This is a genomic window from Bacteroides thetaiotaomicron VPI-5482 (assembly GCF_000011065.1).
GTDB classification, from domain to species: Bacteria; Bacteroidota; Bacteroidia; order Bacteroidales; family Bacteroidaceae; genus Bacteroides; species Bacteroides thetaiotaomicron.
Map to the genome: position 1 here is coordinate 2,960,155 of NC_004663.1, position 17,504 is coordinate 2,977,658.

16 protein-coding genes are annotated in these 17,504 nt (G+C 40.6%); 8 read left to right on the forward strand and 8 right to left on the reverse strand.

Annotated elements, in window-relative coordinates:
• Position 1: 1 nt before the first annotated feature.
• A complete protein-coding gene (locus BT_RS11995) occupies positions 2-1,957 on the reverse strand; it encodes a DUF3857 domain-containing transglutaminase family protein (protein ID WP_011108263.1) in 1,956 nt (651 codons plus the stop codon).
• Positions 1,958-2,560: 603 nt separating this feature from the next.
• On the opposite strand from BT_RS11995, the gene BT_RS12000 reads away from it, so the two are divergent.
• Together BT_RS12000 and BT_RS12005 are read left to right on the forward strand one after the other, a co-directional pair.
• A complete protein-coding gene (locus BT_RS12000; protein ID WP_022471380.1) occupies positions 2,561-2,986 on the forward strand; it encodes a DUF3788 domain-containing protein in 426 nt (141 codons plus the stop codon).
• A 299-nt stretch (positions 2,987-3,285) separates the two neighbouring features.
• Positions 3,286-3,444, forward strand: a complete 159-nt coding sequence (locus tag BT_RS12005) for a hypothetical protein (protein WP_155249858.1) — start codon at positions 3,286-3,288, stop codon at positions 3,442-3,444.
• Between the two features lie 47 nt (positions 3,445-3,491).
• On the opposite strand, the gene BT_RS12010 is transcribed toward BT_RS12005, so the two are convergent.
• From BT_RS12010 to BT_RS12020, 3 genes are all read right to left on the reverse strand, one after another.
• Entirely contained in the window at positions 3,492-4,865 is a 1,374-nt protein-coding gene (locus tag BT_RS12010) for an MATE family efflux transporter (RefSeq protein ID WP_011108266.1), read from the reverse strand.
• A gap of 154 nt (positions 4,866-5,019) precedes the next feature.
• A complete protein-coding gene (locus BT_RS12015; RefSeq protein ID WP_011108267.1) occupies positions 5,020-6,468 on the reverse strand; it encodes a glycosyl hydrolase family 28 protein in 1,449 nt (482 codons plus the stop codon).
• Positions 6,469-6,752: 284 nt separating this feature from the next.
• On the reverse strand, positions 6,753-7,487 hold the full coding sequence (locus BT_RS12020) for an alpha/beta hydrolase (protein ID WP_011108268.1): 735 nt from the start codon (positions 7,485-7,487) through the stop codon (positions 6,753-6,755).
• Between the two features lie 1,092 nt (positions 7,488-8,579).
• On the opposite strand from BT_RS12020, the gene BT_RS12030 reads away from it, so the two are divergent.
• Positions 8,580-9,302 (forward strand): SDR family NAD(P)-dependent oxidoreductase, encoded by a 723-nt coding sequence (locus tag BT_RS12030; RefSeq protein ID WP_011108269.1) that lies wholly within the window; start codon positions 8,580-8,582, stop codon positions 9,300-9,302.
• A gap of 114 nt (positions 9,303-9,416) precedes the next feature.
• Here the strand turns inward: BT_RS12030 and BT_RS12035 are convergent, their stop codons facing one another.
• Entirely contained in the window at positions 9,417-9,944 is a 528-nt protein-coding gene (locus BT_RS12035) for a GNAT family N-acetyltransferase (RefSeq protein ID WP_011108270.1), read from the reverse strand.
• 154 nt (positions 9,945-10,098) lie between these two features.
• On the opposite strand from BT_RS12035, the gene cls reads away from it, so the two are divergent.
• Positions 10,099-11,523 (forward strand): cardiolipin synthase, encoded by a 1,425-nt coding sequence (gene cls / locus BT_RS12040; RefSeq protein WP_011108271.1) that lies wholly within the window; start codon positions 10,099-10,101, stop codon positions 11,521-11,523.
• Positions 11,524-11,696: 173 nt separating this feature from the next.
• The gene (locus tag BT_RS12045) at positions 11,697-12,200 is read left to right on the forward strand and encodes an RNA polymerase sigma factor (RefSeq protein WP_011108272.1); all 504 of its coding nucleotides are present in this window, start codon (positions 11,697-11,699) and stop codon (positions 12,198-12,200) included.
• Positions 12,201-12,313: 113 nt separating this feature from the next.
• On the opposite strand, the gene BT_RS12050 is transcribed toward BT_RS12045, so the two are convergent.
• Positions 12,314-12,940 carry a CatB-related O-acetyltransferase gene (locus BT_RS12050; protein ID WP_011108273.1) on the reverse strand — a complete coding sequence of 209 codons (627 nt, stop codon included), beginning with the start codon at positions 12,938-12,940 and terminating at the stop codon, positions 12,314-12,316.
• Between the two features lie 277 nt (positions 12,941-13,217).
• Here BT_RS12050 and BT_RS12055 point away from each other — a divergent pair, with 277 nt between their 5' ends.
• Positions 13,218-14,087: a 23S rRNA (adenine(2030)-N(6))-methyltransferase RlmJ gene (locus tag BT_RS12055; protein WP_011108274.1), complete on the forward strand. Its 870-nt coding sequence runs from the start codon at positions 13,218-13,220 to the stop codon at positions 14,085-14,087.
• A gap of 47 nt (positions 14,088-14,134) precedes the next feature.
• Here BT_RS12055 and BT_RS12060 read toward each other — a convergent pair whose 3' ends face one another.
• Positions 14,135-14,605, reverse strand: coding sequence for an Lrp/AsnC family transcriptional regulator (locus tag BT_RS12060; protein ID WP_008763774.1), 471 nt, complete (start codon positions 14,603-14,605; stop codon positions 14,135-14,137).
• Between the two features lie 178 nt (positions 14,606-14,783).
• On the opposite strand from BT_RS12060, the gene BT_RS12065 reads away from it, so the two are divergent.
• Positions 14,784-16,070 (forward strand): O-acetylhomoserine aminocarboxypropyltransferase/cysteine synthase family protein, encoded by a 1,287-nt coding sequence (locus tag BT_RS12065; RefSeq protein ID WP_008763773.1) that lies wholly within the window; start codon positions 14,784-14,786, stop codon positions 16,068-16,070.
• 124 nt (positions 16,071-16,194) lie between these two features.
• Positions 16,195-16,434 (forward strand): hypothetical protein, encoded by a 240-nt coding sequence (locus BT_RS12070; protein WP_008763772.1) that lies wholly within the window; start codon positions 16,195-16,197, stop codon positions 16,432-16,434.
• 99 nt (positions 16,435-16,533) lie between these two features.
• Here BT_RS12070 and BT_RS12075 read toward each other — a convergent pair whose 3' ends face one another.
• On the reverse strand, positions 16,534-17,445 hold the full coding sequence (locus BT_RS12075; protein ID WP_011108275.1) for a mechanosensitive ion channel family protein: 912 nt from the start codon (positions 17,443-17,445) through the stop codon (positions 16,534-16,536).
• Positions 17,446-17,504: the final 59 nt, after the last annotated feature.

Here is a 17,504-nt window from a genome sequence, read left to right on the forward strand (position 1 = left end):
TCTACTTTTTAATCACCAAATATTCACCATACGCCTTGTGGGCATTCACAGCATTGCGGAAACTTTCCCAATCAGAAGCCTCATAAACACGCTTCTTCAAAGCCAATCGATTGTGGAGCAACACTTTATTTCCTTTCTGTACCAACGAACCTTCAAAATCGGCTCCCACTCCTTGCATGGTTTCATCCTTGACCGCACTCACCAGCTTGTATCCTGCCGGAAGCTGAACCGTTTCATCCAGTTCGACCAAACGGGAACAAGCATCTTTGAAACCATACTTGCGGTTTTCTACCGAAGTATCGATCCACATATAAGAACGTACCTGATTATAAAGGTTATTCATCACCATCGGACGGAAAAACATCTCGCCCTCTCCTTTCAAGGCATAATCGGGTATTTCATAACGAAAAGTGATTTTAATAGGTGCAGCCTGATAGTCTTTGGGATTTTTTCCATAGTCTACGCTCAACAATCTGGCTTTGGGAGAGATGGCCAACAGCTGACGTTCCATCGTGCTTTTCCATTCGCTCTGAAAGCCGGTGGTAAAGATGCGACGGATATTGCTGTCACTCTGTCCTTCGGCTGTAAGGGTAAAAGTACCGCGTAGTGTACCATCTGCTTCCAAGCGGTTGTCGGCTTTGATACGTACATAATGGTTTTCGGGAGCCGAAACCGGAGTGATACACAAATCAGAACCTTCGGGTACACCCGGCAGATAGTTCTGCTGCTGTTCGGCACTGCTCCATAACTCGCGGCAGAAAGGAACCCATGTCGGATCAAGAGGCATATATGTTCCATTGCTCAGTTTCACCACTGCCACACAATGATTAAAATGGTCGGCAGGAATACTTTCTACCCGACTGCCTGCCATCGTCATGGCAGGATAGGCTTCGAAACCAGCCATGCGCAAGAACGAAATCAGTGTACCTGCTATATCTTTGCAGACTCCGCAACGATCAGTATAATTCATTTTAGTATTATGAAGTGTAAATCCTTCTCCTTTTCCCATCGAGATGCCGGAATAGCGGATGTTATCTGCCACCCAATGAGTCAACACAGCTATTTTTTCCATTTCGGTCTTCTTGCCTTTTATCAGTTCATCCACTTTTTTCTGCGCTTCGGGCAATGGATCAAAACTACCATAATCTTCATTCACTTTATTGAACCACAACGACTTGTCTTTCCACTGGGGAGTGGAAGACATCATCAGTTTGGGAGCTGCATCGAAAAGGTCTACCATGTTTGTCTCTTTAACGAAAGGCATCATATCATCCATCGCAAAGCTATATTTCTTGCGACCGTCTTCATAACGCATGGATGATGCGCACTCACCCTGATAGAACTGAAACTGAAGTTCCTTCTCCATCGGAATGCTTACTACATAAACTTTACGTACAGTAGGAGTGCTGCTCCAAAAAGGAACAATATCATAAAACTGTCCGCGCATAGGCGGAATAAAGCGTGATTCATCTTCATTACCGGCTGCAAGCAACGCATAGGTAAAGCCTTTCTTGGCTATTTCGTAATCCACAATATCACCCGGCTGCAAGGCGCCCACTTCAATCATGATTTGTCTTGCGCCCCAATAAATAGCACGCGCAGGAGCAGCATAATCACAGGTTTTCCTGACATCAAGTTCATCTACTTTTCCATTGGCACGATGGATGGTTACACGTTTAAATTCGGCATAAGCAGTCAAAGGGTCATAATCGTATTTAATCACCCGATTATCCACTGCTCCCCTCGGAGTCTGTACCTTTATCACTTTGCATACAACAAACGACCCTTGTCCTGTAGGCTGAACAGATACCGATGTACTATCCAACAGTGTCACACAATCGGATGCTTCGTAAGTCTTCCCCTTCGCAGCCTGTTCATAAGGTTTCCAGCTTTGAGCCAATGACGCAGCCGAAACAAGAAGGCAGCAGAGGAGTGATACTAATAGTTGTTTTCTCATGTTTTTCACTTACATTTTATTTATAGAAACAAATGTAAGTAAAATCTTTGGAATTTATTTACTTCATGCTAAAGCAATTATCTTTTTTCCTGCCTCAATACAACAAATTACTACATCACCTTACTTACAAAAACAAATGACCTATTTGAAATATTTAAATATTTATCCTGAATTTATATCTAGTTTCTAACCAATCCTCCGTTTCTCACCGAGAAATGCCCTCTTGGTTTTAAAGAAATGGGGCGTTGGTTTTAAAGGAACGACCCGTTGGTTTTAAACCAAAAATAGAAAATTATAACTATTTGATATACTGTCTTTTACAAAACACACAATAACGTTCTTCAGCATATTTTATTTTTCTCAACAAATAGATTGAATTTTAAAATTATAATTGAGGTGAAGTATGGAATATGTCTTTACATCTTAGTTCTAGAATCTCATTGCTATATTTGAAAAAGTGCAATAAAAATTAAAAAAAAGACTGAAATGTAGATGAAAATGGAACTTCTTCTAATAATTATAACCCAGGATGCCTATATTGGACAACGATTTACTAAAAGATCATCCTATCTTTGCGGCATATATGATAAAACAGCAAATACCATGAAAGAACCTTTTCAAATACCGACTTCCAAAGATATAGAGAATCTGATAGGAACAGACCTTTATGATGTATGGAACTCACTCTGCCAGCGCATCGAGAAGAGCTACGAAATGGAGCTACTTTGGAACCGTGGCGGCAAAGCGTGGACGTATGAATACAAATACCGCAAAGGCGGTAAAACCCTCTGTGCTTTATATGCGAAGGAAAAGACTCTGGGATTTATGGTTATCTTAGGAAAAGATGAACGTGCCAAATTTGAAATTCAGCGGGGACAGTTTTCAAACGAGGTACAGATGATCTATGATGCAGCTACCACTTTCCACGACGGCAAATGGATCATGTTTGAATTAAAAGACACAAAACTATTCAATGATATGGAACGGCTTCTGCTTATTAAGCGAAAACCAAACAGAAAAGCAGAGTAAAGGAAGGAAAAGGAAGCTATTTTTTCATAGCTTCCGCTCTCATATCTTTAGGCATTCTCTCCAGTGCATACCGGTAAGCTGTACGAGGCTTTGCAGAACGATGCTTCGTAACAAAATCGAATATCTCATTAATTTCTACGAGAACGATACGCCCATTCGCAGGCTACAACTGCTTCTTACCAAAAGCCCGACTTCCACAGTTACTCACACAATTGAAAAATATCCGGTTTAGATTCACCTTTTACCTCCTGCCAGGATACAAACATCCTTTTTGTATCTTTGCCGGATACAGAATAAGAATGAAAAGAGAAATCCTATATCAGAGGATAGCCGGTACCATCGCCTGGCAAACAGACACACTTTTCTATATATTAACAGGTACAGATATCCGGATAAATCAACATTTACGCACAGGAAATGAGATAAAGAGAGAGATAACAGTCAGAATACAACCGTAATGCCATGCATATCTGTGAAGTAAAAAAAATAAAATACAAAGAAACGATTACTCCACACGCAAAGTATTCCCTTTAATCCTTCCCAGAATTTTAGGGAACTGCCCAAAGAACAATAACGTGCAACAGATGGCCGCAGTCGCATCAGATATAGCCTCAGCTGCATACACTCCGGTTACTCCCATAAAGTTCGGCAAAATTAACGCCAGCGGAATCAACAGGATAGCTTTACGCAACAGAGCAATGAAGATAGAGATTCGGGCCTGCCCCAATGCAACGAACATATTCTGACAGGCACGTTGCAAGCCGAAAATGGTCATGCCACCCAAGAAAACGGGCATTGTCCAACGTACAGTTTCTATCAGTCTTTCATCACTGGTGAAAGCAGAGGCAACCGTCGAAGGGAAGAGAATCATGAAAAGCATCAATATCAAATTGAAGGAAAACATGGTTACCAGCACAATACGGAAGCAATCTTTCACACGCTGCTTGTCACCATGCCCGAAGTTATAACTTATAATCGGAACGAATCCTTGCGCAAATCCGGTCAGCGGTACACTGGCAAACTGCATCGAACTTTGCAGAATCGTCAATGCGCTGATGTAGATATCTCCAAATTCCTTCAGACTGCTATTGAGGACAAACCCAACCAGACTTTCCGTACTTGCCATAATGAAGGGGGATACTCCTAAAGCTAATATGGAAAGGATAATCTTCCGGTCCAGTCCCATATATCGTTTCTCCAAAGGCAGAGAGGCACGTCGGGAAAAGAGGAAACTTACCACCCACACCGCACTGCATGCTTGGGAAAGTACTGTAGCCAAAGCAGCACCTTTCACGCCCATGTCAAACCAGAAAATAAAAATAGGATCAAGAATGATGTTCAATAAGGCTCCGATCAGAACTGAAAACATGGCAATGGCAGGACGTCCCTGAGCATTGATAAAGCTATTCAACCCGGTGGATATTTCGACAAATATCGTTCCCAAGAGATAAATGGAAAGATAGTCAACCGCATATTCCAAGGTGTTTTCCGAAGCTCCTGTAAAGAGGAGAATAGGTTCCATAAAAGTATATGCAATGACAGAAGTCAGCAAAGTAAACAATATCAGCAGAACAAACCCGTTTCCCAATATCTTTCCGGCTCGTACACGGTCGCCCTGTCCGAGTGCAATGGCAGCCAACGGAGCACCACCGCCGCCGACAATTGCCGAAAAAGAAGAAATCAGTATAATGAGAGAGGTAGTCACCCCTACACCCGCCAGCGCATCGGTGCCAATTCCCGGAATATGCCCGATGTATATACGGTCCACAATGCTATAAAGCAGATTGACAAATTGTGCAGCCACTGCCGGGAGTGCCATCTTAAAAACAAGCGGTAACATACGTTCTGTTCCCAGCCGTTCTTCGTATTTATTGTTCATTCCAAACTTCTTTTTCTAAAATCGGCTGCAACATAGATAAAAAACTTCAATTTTTATCTATATTGTGATAAAAATTGAAGTATAATCTTTCCTTCTGACCGCATGACAGTTTTTGGCATGTGGCGCCATTTCTAACATTCTGTCTGCTTCGTTTCTATTCAAAAGAGAGATTTTCTACATGTTCTCCAACAAAGATACCGGCCATATCTCCGGTTTTATACCATTTCGGCTTCCCAGGCATGTCGTCTGTAATCTTTCGCCCATTGACCACAAGATTCACAAACCTGATACCAGATATCTTGTGATTCTCATCATACCCTGCAATGATCGACAAGTTTTCACCCGATCCATTGTAAGTAACATCCTTAACAAGCACATTCTGAATACCTCTGCCAGTAGAGACACAATACTTCGGATTGAAACTGATTCTGAAATTCACAAGCTGTCCGTTACGAAAATCTTCAATCCGAATATTCTCGAACGTAATATTACGCACCAATGTATTGTCGCCTGGATTTATAGCCAGACATCCCTGATAATCAATCTGTTTTTCTGCCTGATCAAGAATGTCGATATTCCTAAAAGTGACGTTCTGCACTGTATCCATGCCGTTCGGATCTCCATGTCCTCCGATATTGATTGGATGAGCCACGTCAGCCCAAAGTGTCGCATTTTTCACCAATACATTATTGCTTCCCCCTTTAAATCCTTGCGTAGAAGCATAAACTGCGGCACAGTCATCACTATTACGACAGAAAACCCCATCTAATATCACGTTACTGCTTGAGAAAACATCCATTCCGTCGCCCCAACCATAATAGCTGATTGATTTCACATTCGTCAACTCTACCGAATCGCATTGTCCTATGGGGAGTTGCGAAACCACAATTCCGTCGATCCTGACATTTTTAGAACGTCTGACCCAAACACCGGCTCCCCTGCCATCAGGGTGTACCTCGCCTCTCCCGAAAATATTCACATCATGTGCTCCTTCCGTGAATATATTGCCATAAACACGAGCTCCCCCATCGATATAAACAGTAGTTCCTGAGGGGACAAATAGAGTATCATTAGGAAGATTATGCACACCGGGACCAAAATAAATCAAATTGGACCCTTTTTTTTTCTTGAGAGCCCTTTGGATTTCTTTATCGGAAGGACGAAATTTATCAATCGGATTCGCAAAAAGATGAAGATTGTGAAAAATATCTCCATTGACCTCTACTGAGAGATTGCGAGGACGCGAAAGTGAGAATGTCACTGTGTCTCCAACACAATCCGGTGTTATCTTATAGCTTAAAGGACGTACTCTCACACTATTGACTCTCTCTTTGTTGCTGATTACTCGCACATCTACCATTCCGTCAAAATCGAAATAAGCAATGGAGGCAACCTCTACGTTATGACCTTTTTCATCAACCCTATCAACTTTAACAGGATAAACGTCAACGGGCAACCACGGTCCGCTACCCTGACGCACTTCCACAGAAAAATCGTTTAAGGTTTTCACCCCGACCCCAGCAGGGTATGTGACTACCTCTGCATTAAGCGAATGCATAGCCAATAACGCCAATGAAAGAAGTATCGCTTTTGGATAATTCATATTCTTTGATTTTAAATTTGATATTGAAATTTATTAATCACTCTAATTTGAATACGTTTTGACTATAAAAAGCGCCCAACAGAAGAATGAATATTTTTACTTTTATAAAATAGAGAATGGAATTTATTTTGTAAGAAGAATTAGTACGTTATAAAGATATAACAATCACTATTCACATCCAACCAAGATATTCGTCTGTTTTTATTTATAATAACAAAGCAAGCATACAAGAAAAACAGGCTTCCGGTTTAAAACCACCGGATAAAATAGAAATGATACTTCAGTTATCTTTCTGTCAGAAATTTATAGATATATTGATTGATGAGGTCATGCTGTTCTGCCGTTCCATTCTCACCCATACTGCTATGTGTAACTCCATCCAGTTTTACTACTTTCATTCTGAAGTGCTCCTGCTCCTGTCCGGTAGGTAGCACTCCCGCATCTGCCTCATAGTCACATCCTCTCAATGTATACAAACGTGGCTTCAAAGTTCTGGGCATGATCATTCTACGATGGTCCATAGATACAGCCTTACTGATCAGCTGCGGGTATTTAGTGGCAAACAGCATTGTCATATCACCTCCATTAGAATGCCCTATCAAGATGAGTTCGCTCCAATTCAATTGTGGTTTCAAGTTTTTAAATTCCTGAATTGTAAAAAGTATATTGTCAGTTCCTCGTTCCCAATTCGGCATACGGGTCTGCATGAAATCGCCTTCCATCGCTAAAAGAGGATCATCGGACAATTCATGTTGTATACTAATCACATAAAAACTTTTTTGTGAAAAAAAACGTGTCAGGTAGGAATAGGTTTGGTTCGACTTACTGTTTTTATTCCCATCATAGCCGTGGCTGAATATGATAACTTTCGTTTTTGAATTTACTTTCTGCGGCTGATAAACCGCTATCGGTATCACTCTGTTTCTGGATATGTCAAACAGACAAGTAGTAAACTCCGTTTGTGAAAAACATTGCACTGATAGTATCAATGAAATTAATAAGATGATTATTCTGCACATAGTGATTCACCGGATATTTATTTTGTATACACAATGATTTGTTGTCAAAACTTTTAGTTTCATATAGAGCATTCTTAATTCAGAGTTACAAAATTACATATAATAAAAGAGAAATCAAGCGGAAATATGTAATCACAGAGAGAAATAAATATTTCAAACGGTAAATAACAACTCACTGAAACGCGTCGTAACGAACTAATCCCAGTCTCTCTTAAAATTAATTTGCTGTATGCAATCATCTAGTGCTCGGTTTATATAACCTTATTCGTCTGACAACTGTTGAACTTTCGTCTAACAACTGTCAGACGAATAAAACATTGCAGCATTAATCTTACATCCATTAAGCATAAAAAGTAAATCTACGTAAACTCGGAACTAGTTCATAACGGTGCAGGAACGAACAAATATCGGGCAACGGAGTAAATCAAAGCAGCACAGAAAAGATATGGGAATGACAAATTCAATAAGATTATTAATCAGGCCAACATCACAATCACAGGAAACAACAATCGTATCTCAATGTATTTCGACACTGAAGAAAGTGCGGAAGAATTGCTGCTTAGCAACGTTTCTGCTAATCGTAAAAGGAGATAGGCGTAAAAATTGGCAAGAATGTGATAATAGCCGATAATAGTATCGTTGGCTGGGGAAGTATCGTAACAAAAGAGTTTAACGAACCGAATGTAATCATTGCAGGCATTCCGGCCAAAATTGTCAAGCGAGGGATAAATTGGGACCGGAGATGTATTAATAAGTATTTAAATAGATAACCTTCATTATTTTCGGGATGAAATACTTTCTCATTCAACAAGATATACCTACTTTTGCACATGAAATCATAATCAATGGAACAATCTGATCATATAGACGTTTTTGATTTCCCTATATTCCGGCATATTTATAGGGAAAGGGCAAAATTCAAAAGAATCAGCCTTGCCTGCTGCTACATCTGCGCCGAATATATCAAACAGAATGTGCAAAAATATATAATAAGTAAGAAGCCTTGGAATACTCCGAGGCTTCTTTTTTTACCCCTATACCGTCTCTGTATTTCTTACATCATAATTTATAAACTCATTTTAATTTCAGGTTATGGAAAAGCAAAAAGGATTAGCTATTATTACAGGAGCAAGTCAAGGTATTGGTGCTGTCATTGCAGCAGGTTTGGCAACTGATGGTTATCGGGTGGTATTGATAGCCCGAAGCAAACAGAACTTAGAGAAAGTACATGATGAAATCATGCGATCGAACAAACATGTACAAGAACCTATTGTACTACCATTGGACATTACAGATTGTACAAAGGCAGATACTGAAATCAAAGACATCCATCAAAAATATGGTGCTGTCGATATCTTGGTGAATGCAGCTGCCATGTTTATGGACGGCTCTCTTAGCGAACCTGTTGATAATTTCAGGAAGATAATGGAAATAAATGTCATTGCTCAATATGGAATACTGAAAACGGTGACGGAGATAATGAAAGTACAGAAAAACGGATATATATTTAATGTCGCATCTCGCGCCGCTAAATATGGTTTCGCCGATGGAGGTATTTATGGTTCTACCAAATTCGCACTCCTCGGGCTGGCTGAATCTCTATACCGTGAGTTAGCACCATTAGGCATACGTGTCACTACTCTTTGCCCTGGCTGGGTGAATACTGATATGGCGAAAAAAGCAGGAACACCTTTTAAAGATGAAGAAATGATACAACCTGATGATTTATTAAATACAATCCGATGTTTACTGAATCTATCAGAAAATGTATGTATCAAGGATATTGTTTTTGAAATGAAAAAGAGCATTATTTAAATCTTCGGAAATAAATAAATGCTTGAACTACTTTTATAATAAGAAGGAAGCTCCAACATGATTGATGAACTATGAATTTTGTCAGAGCTTCCTCCACTTTATATTATTTACGGTTCAAATAACCTTCTCGTACAACTTGAACCAATCCAGCCCATAATGTCCCAGTCCTAAGTCCACAGTGTCAATATACTCGAACCCACATTTTTCGTACAACGAAATAGCCGGAAGATTCTTCTCATATACATCGAGTCGGATAGATTTCATTTCTGATTTTAAAGCCAACTCCAGTGAAAAATCCATCAATGCATGTCCAACTCCCATTTGCAAAAAAGATGGATGTACAACAAAAGTGCGTACCACAAAAATATAACTATAATCCGCATCTATTTTCCATACTATATTCTCATAAGCCTTTTCCGGCTGATGATCTAAAATGACAGAACCCGCAATCCTCCCGTCACATCGGGCAACAAACAGACTATTATCATCCACACCGGCAGCCGCATTCTCACGAACCGGATAAATCCCCTTTATCCATCCCGGATAATTGATTGTAGCTGACAAGTGATCGTTCAATTCATCATACAGCCTCTCTAATTCATCTATATCAGCCAAAGAACCGGGTTCAATTATAAAATTCATACATATATTGTTTGAGGACAAAGATATAACTTCTGTTCTAATAAATATCAAGGGGATGTTTTACTTTTTTTCAATCGCCAACAAACAACAGATACTAACACATTGTTTTATTCATAAGTAAAGCATACATCAAAACAAAAAAAACAAAGTTGCTATGAGGTGGATATGGTATTGTACATTGTTAGCGTATATCGCATTCCTATTAGGGCTGATTTACACTATTATAATTGATTACGACGACAAAAATCCTGTGAAGACGATCTGCTGGATTCTAGTTGTTATATTCTTACCATTACTGGGTATATCTGCCTATTATATTGTAGGACGTAATGTAAGCAAAAAGCGTTCAAAATTTCAGTTTTGGAGAGAAGAATTCAACAGGCACCAACAATCCGTTTCTACCAACGTGGAAACAGAGCCAATACATCCCGATCATTATAAAGAACTAAAATCACTCATATTGAATCTGGAACAGTCACCAGTATTCGGAGGTAACAAAGTAACTGTCTATCCGGGTGGTAAAAGTAAGTTTTACAGTCTTTTCGAAGATATCGACTGTGCCGAATCGCATATTCATATCTTCTATTATGCTATTGGCGACGACCATATCGGCAACGAATTAAAAGAGAAGATTATCAATAAGGTAAAACAAGGCATCAAAGTACGACTGCTTTACGACGGACTGGGATGCAATAAAACGAACAGAAAATATTTCAAGCAAATGATAGAAGCAGGCGTGGAAGTGAAAACGTTCCTCCCGCTTAGTTTTCCCCGCTTCCTGCGAAGTGTCAATTACCGCAATCATAAAAAGATAGTCATCATCGACGGCAGAATCGCCTATACCGGTGGCATCAATGTAAAAGACGTATACATAGACGGACTTCTCTGGGGAAAATGGAATGACATACACTTCAAGGTTGAAGGTTCCGGAGCTTCGGGGCTGCAATCTGTGTTTCTGGCAGACTGGTATTATGCTTCCGGACAATATCTGTCTTCACCGGAGTATTATCCCAATGTCGAAGTCTTCGGAGAAGTACCAATTCAAGTAGTCAACGCGGAACCGTTGGGAATGCATTCCAATGTAATGGAAGCCATGTTTACAGCTATAACGCGGGCGAAAAAGAATGTATATATCGAGACTCCCTACTTCATACCGACGGAATGTCTGCTTCAGGCAATACAGACCGCATCAATGAGCGGAATAGACGTTCGCCTTGTCATGCCTAAAAGATCAGACAATGATTTTGTGCAATATGCCTCTAACTCATATGTGGAGAAACTATTAAGAAATAAAGTCAGAGTCTATCAATATGTCAATGGATTTACACATTCAAAGTTGATGATTGTCGATGATGAACTGGTGGTAGTCGGTTCAGCCAATATGGATATAAGAAGCCTTGAACTTCTTTTCGAGACCAATCTGTTCATTTACGACAAGAAAGTTGCTCAGACCGTCAGAGACATTTATCACACCGATATGAATAATAGTAAAGAACTAAATCTACGCGACTGGCTCCAACGCAACCGTTCGGTTAAATTTCGCGAAGCGTGTTTCCGGTTGTTTTCTCCGGTATATTAGCTGTCTGAGCACCACCCCAAAACTATCAAAAACCACCGTTAAATTGTCAGAAGCCTCCTATCTAACAATTTAACGGTGGTTTTATGTCAATTTCCCCACTATCGGGCTCATAGAAATCACATATACTTGCACTGTCAAAACAAACAAATTTATCAAACTTAAAAACAATCAACATGAAGAATTTCACCTTTAGAAAAGAATTAGTAGAAGCACAGGATGAGTTACTCCGTTTCGCTTACAAACTTACAATGGATATTGATGAAGCAAACGACTTATTGCAGGAAACGTCTTTAAAAGCATTGTACAATGAAGACAAGTATATATCTGATACGAATTTTAGAGGATGGATGTACACCATTATGCGCAATGTTTTTATCAATAACTACCGCAAAGTGATTCGCAATCAGACTTTTGTCGATCATACAGACAACCTCTACCATCTGAATTTACCACAAGATGCAGGTTTTGAAAGTACAGAAAATGCCTATGACCTCAAAGAAATGCACCGTGTAGTCAATGCTCTTGCCAAAGAATACAAAATTCCGTTCGCTATGCACCTTGCAGGATTCAAGTACCGTGAAATTGCAGATAAGCTACACTTGCCACTAGGTACTGTAAAGAGCCGTATCTTCTTCATCCGCAAAAAATTGCAGGAAGAGTTGAAAGACTTTCGCTAATTTTTTTTCAAATGCGACAGAGAGTAATCTGAGACCCGGGTGTCAGCATGTATGAGACCCGGGTGTCAGACATACCAACACCCGGGTGTCATGCAACTCACAGTAATAGTGGATTAAAATTTCATTAGAATATCGACTCTTCCATGCATGATAGATAGCAAAACTTTGGATATCTTCTCAACAGGCCAGTCCCACCACTGCAATTCCTGCAATTGTGCAATTGTACTTTCGTCAAAACGCTTTCGTATTTCTTGGGCCGGCGTTCCGCCTACTATCGTATAAGGAGGTACATCTTTGGTGACTACTGCCCTCGACGCAATAATCGCTCCGTCGCCGATATGTACACCCGCCATGACAACAGCCTCATAACCAATCCATACATCGTTTCCAATCACTATATCCCCTTTATTATCCCATGCCGAAGTGATATTTCCCTTATCCAACTGCCACTCCTCAAAAAATATAGGAAACGGATAATTCGACAAAGAATTCAACGTATGATTCGCGCTGTTGAAAAGAAACTTAGCTCCACAGGCTATCGAACAGAATTTCCCTATGATCAGCCGGTCTCCATTGACAGGATAATGATATAAAACATTGTTCTTCTCAAACTGAACAGGATCATTCACAAAATCATTGTATATGGTGTAGTCACCAACCTTTATATGAGGATTATTGATAACTGCATTCAGATAGACGGTCTGAAGGTCATTGGTGCGCGGATAAATATTTGTATTCATTGTAATTGCTTCTTTATATAGTTTCTGAAATAAAATAATAAAATATCGGGTGACCTGTTTAGCCACATAAGACTCGAACAACAGATTTCACCATTGTCCATCATCCATATAGAGCGAAGCTATTTACAACGTTGCCATTTCATTGCGTTCAAAAAATAAGGTTCATATCACATAACAAATGTACAGGATAATTTTGGAAATCAGATGCAAGGATCTAAAAATTATCCCGTATATTTGCTGTATACCATTTATATCGTCACTATAAACCTTTAGCATCATGGCAACTTATACTCATTTCGGCAAACAGCCGGATGTACTGAAACATCTGATACTTTGCGAAGTTCTTCGGAACGAGCATCCACAAGTCTATGTAGAAACAAATTCTGCCTGTGCCATCTACCCGATGCAGCAGACTTCGGAACAGCAATATGGCATTTACTATTTCTTAGAAAAAGCGGTAGAGGAAGACAATCAAGTTCTAAAAGACTCCATTTACTATAAGATAGAAAATGCAGAAATGCAGAGAGGGTACTATTTAGGTTCTCCGGCTTTAGCAATGGAGGTATTAGGAAGACAGGCACAAAAATTTCTATTCTTCGATATAGAAAAGAGTGCTTTGGACAATGTGGAACGCTATGCGAAGCAAGCGGAACTACAGACATCCGTCCGCCTATATAATACCGATTCTCTCGAAGGAGTCATGAAGTTACTGCCATCACTCCCCAAAGATTCTTTCATTCATATCGATCCTTATGAGATAGATAAGAAAGGAGCATCGGGATTAACCTATCTGGATATATTAATAGAGGCTACCCAGTTAGGAATGAAGTGTTTACTATGGTACGGCTTTATGACTCAACATGACAAAAGCCATCTGAACTCATATATCACGACCCGACTAGAAGAGGCAAGGATTAAAGACTATATTTGTGCAGAACTGATAATGAGCTCTATCAGACAAGACACCGTATTATATAATCCCGGTATCATAGGCAGTGGCATCCTGGGCACCAATTTATCACAGAAATCAAATACAGCCATTCTTGATTACAGTGATATACTGGTCCGCCTCTACCAATACGCAAAATACAAGGACCATGACGGCAGCTTATACAGAGACATTATCGGCAATCCACCGGAAACCTGAGTCGAAAACAAGGAGTAGCAAAAATAGGAAATACATCAATCTTCCCACTAAATATGTATTCCATATCGGTGCTTCACTTCCGCCATCACAAACGTACTTTCCAGCGAACCCAGGCTATCGATGGTTCCCAATACATTCAGAATAAACTCCTGATAATATTTCATATTAGGAGCATGGATCTTCAGCAAGTAATCGTAACTGCCCGATATATTATAACATTCGGTCACTTCGGGAATGTCCTGTATGATTCGGGTAAACTCAGCCGCAATGTCCCTGTTCAGCCGCCTTAGCTTGACACTGCAAAAGACCACAAAACCCTGATTCAGCTTTTCGGCATCCAGCACAGCGATATACTTCTTTATATATCCCCCACTCTCCAAACGTTTAAGGCGCTCGAAAACAGGAGTCGATGAAAGACTGACCCGCGCAGCCAACTCTTTGGTCGTCAACCGCGCATTCTCTTGCAAAGTACGGAGTATCTGCAAATCCACTTTATCTAATTTCTCAAAAGTATCCATAAGAAAAATATTCTTCTAACAGGTGATTTTTAAGAATAAAGCAGTTGCTTTATTCTGTATAACGATACAAAAATAGCATTATTTTCTATATTTACACTATATATTGTTCGATATATCTACATCCCATAACTTTGCAAGAAAATAAAGAGAGAATATCAAACTTAAAAAGCATACGATTATGGAAAGAAAGAATTTACACTTTGAGACATTACAGGTTCATGTAGGACAGGAACAAGCAGATCCGGCAACAGACGCACGCGCAGTACCTATTTATCAGACCACTTCTTATGTATTCCACAATTCCGCTCATGCAGCCGCACGTTTCGGTTTGCAAGATCCGGGCAATATCTACGGCCGCCTGACCAACTCCACCCAAGGAGTTTTTGAAGAACGTGTAGCCGTCCTCGAAGGAGGCGTAGCAGGTCTGGCAGTTGCCTCCGGTGCCGCCGCTATTACTTATGCTTTCGAAAACATTACTCGTGCAGGCGACCACATCGTAGCTGCCAAAACAATTTACGGAGGAAGCTATAACTTACTGGCACATACTTTGCCCAATTATGGCGTTACCACCACTTTCGTTGATCCGAGCGACCTTTCCAACTTTGAGAAAGCGATTCAGGAGAACACCAAAGCCGTATTTATCGAAACACTCGGAAACCCGAATTCCAATATTATAGACATAGAAGCGGTATCCGAAATTGCTCACCGTCACAAAATACCTTTGATTATAGACAATACGTTCGGCACTCCCTACTTAATCCGCCCCATCGAACACGGAGCAGACATTGTGGTACACTCCGCCACCAAATTCATTGGCGGTCATGGCAGTTCCTTGGGAGGAGTAATCGTTGACTCCGGTAAATTCGACTGGGTAGCTTCGGGTAAATTCCCGCAGTTGACAGAGCCCGATCCGAGTTACCACGGAGTACGCTTTGTAGACGCTGCCGGTCCGGCTGCTTACGTCACCCGCATTCGTGCCACTTTGCTACGGGATACGGGAGCAACGATCAGTCCGTTCAATGCCTTCATCCTGCTGCAAGGGCTGGAAACACTTTCTTTGCGTGTAGAACGTCATGTAGAAAACGCGCTAAAAGTGGTGAACTTCCTGAATAATCATCCGAAGGTGAAGAAAGTCAATCATCCGTCACTCTCCGATCATCCGGATCATGCACTCTATCAACGCTATTTCCCGAATGGTGCAGGCTCCATCTTTACGTTTGAAGTAAAAGGAGGACAGGAAGAAGCACACCGCTTCATCGACAGTCTGGAGATTTTCTCGTTGCTGGCCAATGTAGCTGACGTGAAATCACTAGTCATCCATCCGGCAAGTACCACACACTCGCAACTTAATGCGCAGGAACTTGCAGAACAGGAGATTTATCCGGGCACTGTACGTCTATCCATCGGAACGGAACATATCAATGACCTGATAGCCGATCTGGAACAGGCACTCGCCAAAATCTGACATTAGATTCTAACCTATTTGTCTGTTAAAATGTGATTGACAACAAGACGCAATGAAGATTCGGGGATTGAACTTTCCATCACTATGATACGTTATAACAATATAACATTAAAACATTGCAGTTATGGAGAAATATTTAATACACAGCAACGAACTGCATCTGATAGACGCAGGGAAAATCCACCAGGCAGTAGAGAAAATGGTGGAGTCACTCGATCTTGCCGCAGGATCAACCAGTAATTTTGATCTCTATCAGGTAGTAGAAAGCTACTTTAAGGACCTTGAAAAAAGAAGGAAAATCAACCATGTACTGGGGATCAAAGAAGACCGATATGAGTTTGCAGAAGACTTCGGCATCAAATAAAAAAGAAATTTTCCAATCACACCAGACAATTTGTTCATATAAAACGAGAGAGTCTCACCGAAGTGAAACTCTCTCGTTTTAGTATATATCTTATAGTGATCAGTTTCCCTGATGCACGGTAAGTTGCGGGAACGGGAAGTTGATGCCTTTTTCATTAAAGGTTTCATAAATAGTCTTGTTTATATCAAAATAAACTCCCCAGTAATCTGCCGTATTCACCCACACACGGGCTACCACATTCACACTGCTGGCATCCAGCGCATGAAGGGCAATAAACGGGGCGGGATCAGTCAGAATACGATTGTCGGCCGTCAGTATATCACGGACAATCTGCTGTACCTTATTATAATCTTCTCCATAATCCACGCCAACAATCCATTCTACACGGCGCGTTGTCTGTGTATTATAGTTTGTCACCACTCCGCTGCTCATTGCACCGTTCGGTATATAAATCACTTTATTATCTCCGGTAGTCAGAATGGTGTGAAATATCTGTATTTCCTTGACCGTTCCGGAAACTCCCTGACTTTCAATCCAATCTCCTACCTTATAAGGCTTGAAAAGCAATACGATCAGTCCGCCGGCAAAGTTCTGCAAGTTACCGGACAACGCCATACCGACAGCCACACCGGCAGAAGCCAACAGGGCTGCAAAAGAAGTTGTTTCGACTCCCAGAGCACCGACTACGGAGATAATCAACAGAATGGTCAGCAGAATATTTACCAGACTCTTCACAAAAGTCTTGATGCTTATATCCACCTTTCTCCTGTCCATCAGACGTCCGACAAATCGGTTGAGCATCGAGATGAGGAAGCGTCCGACAATGAAGACAAGGGTTGCAATCAGGATGCGTTCTCCGGCACGGATACCGAAATCTACCAATTGCTGGGTGATCAGAGAAAGCTTATCCAATCCGTCCGCATTGGCTATCGCTTCTTCCATTAATTTATCTGCGACGATTTGTGTAGAATCCGCAAGCTGTGTTGCTGTCGCTTGAAATAATAGTAGCATAATTTGATAATTATATTAAAATGAATAAATAGCTGACTTGTCATATTTCAACAAACTAC

What these genes read in the sequence shown, in the direction of transcription:
- BT_RS11995 (WP_011108263.1), bottom strand. Translation starts at nt 1,957, where the DNA reads ATGAGAAAACAACTATTAGTATCACTCCTCTGCTGCCTTCTTGTTTCG.
- BT_RS12000 (WP_022471380.1), top strand. Translation starts at nt 2,561, where the DNA reads ATGAAAGAACCTTTTCAAATACCGACTTCCAAAGATATAGAGAATCTG.
- BT_RS12005 (WP_155249858.1), top strand. Translation starts at nt 3,286, where the DNA reads ATGAAAAGAGAAATCCTATATCAGAGGATAGCCGGTACCATCGCCTGG.
- BT_RS12010 (WP_011108266.1), bottom strand. Translation starts at nt 4,865, where the DNA reads ATGAACAATAAATACGAAGAACGGCTGGGAACAGAACGTATGTTACCG.
- BT_RS12015 (WP_011108267.1), bottom strand. Translation starts at nt 6,468, where the DNA reads ATGAATTATCCAAAAGCGATACTTCTTTCATTGGCGTTATTGGCTATG.
- BT_RS12020 (WP_011108268.1), bottom strand. Translation starts at nt 7,487, where the DNA reads ATGTGCAGAATAATCATCTTATTAATTTCATTGATACTATCAGTGCAA.
- BT_RS12030 (WP_011108269.1), top strand. Translation starts at nt 8,580, where the DNA reads ATGGAAAAGCAAAAAGGATTAGCTATTATTACAGGAGCAAGTCAAGGT.
- BT_RS12035 (WP_011108270.1), bottom strand. Translation starts at nt 9,944, where the DNA reads ATGAATTTTATAATTGAACCCGGTTCTTTGGCTGATATAGATGAATTA.
- cls (WP_011108271.1), top strand. Translation starts at nt 10,099, where the DNA reads ATGAGGTGGATATGGTATTGTACATTGTTAGCGTATATCGCATTCCTA.
- BT_RS12045 (WP_011108272.1), top strand. Translation starts at nt 11,697, where the DNA reads ATGAAGAATTTCACCTTTAGAAAAGAATTAGTAGAAGCACAGGATGAG.
- BT_RS12050 (WP_011108273.1), bottom strand. Translation starts at nt 12,940, where the DNA reads ATGAATACAAATATTTATCCGCGCACCAATGACCTTCAGACCGTCTAT.
- BT_RS12055 (WP_011108274.1), top strand. Translation starts at nt 13,218, where the DNA reads ATGGCAACTTATACTCATTTCGGCAAACAGCCGGATGTACTGAAACAT.
- BT_RS12060 (WP_008763774.1), bottom strand. Translation starts at nt 14,605, where the DNA reads ATGGATACTTTTGAGAAATTAGATAAAGTGGATTTGCAGATACTCCGT.
- BT_RS12065 (WP_008763773.1), top strand. Translation starts at nt 14,784, where the DNA reads ATGGAAAGAAAGAATTTACACTTTGAGACATTACAGGTTCATGTAGGA.
- BT_RS12070 (WP_008763772.1), top strand. Translation starts at nt 16,195, where the DNA reads ATGGAGAAATATTTAATACACAGCAACGAACTGCATCTGATAGACGCA.
- BT_RS12075 (WP_011108275.1), bottom strand. Translation starts at nt 17,445, where the DNA reads ATGCTACTATTATTTCAAGCGACAGCAACACAGCTTGCGGATTCTACA.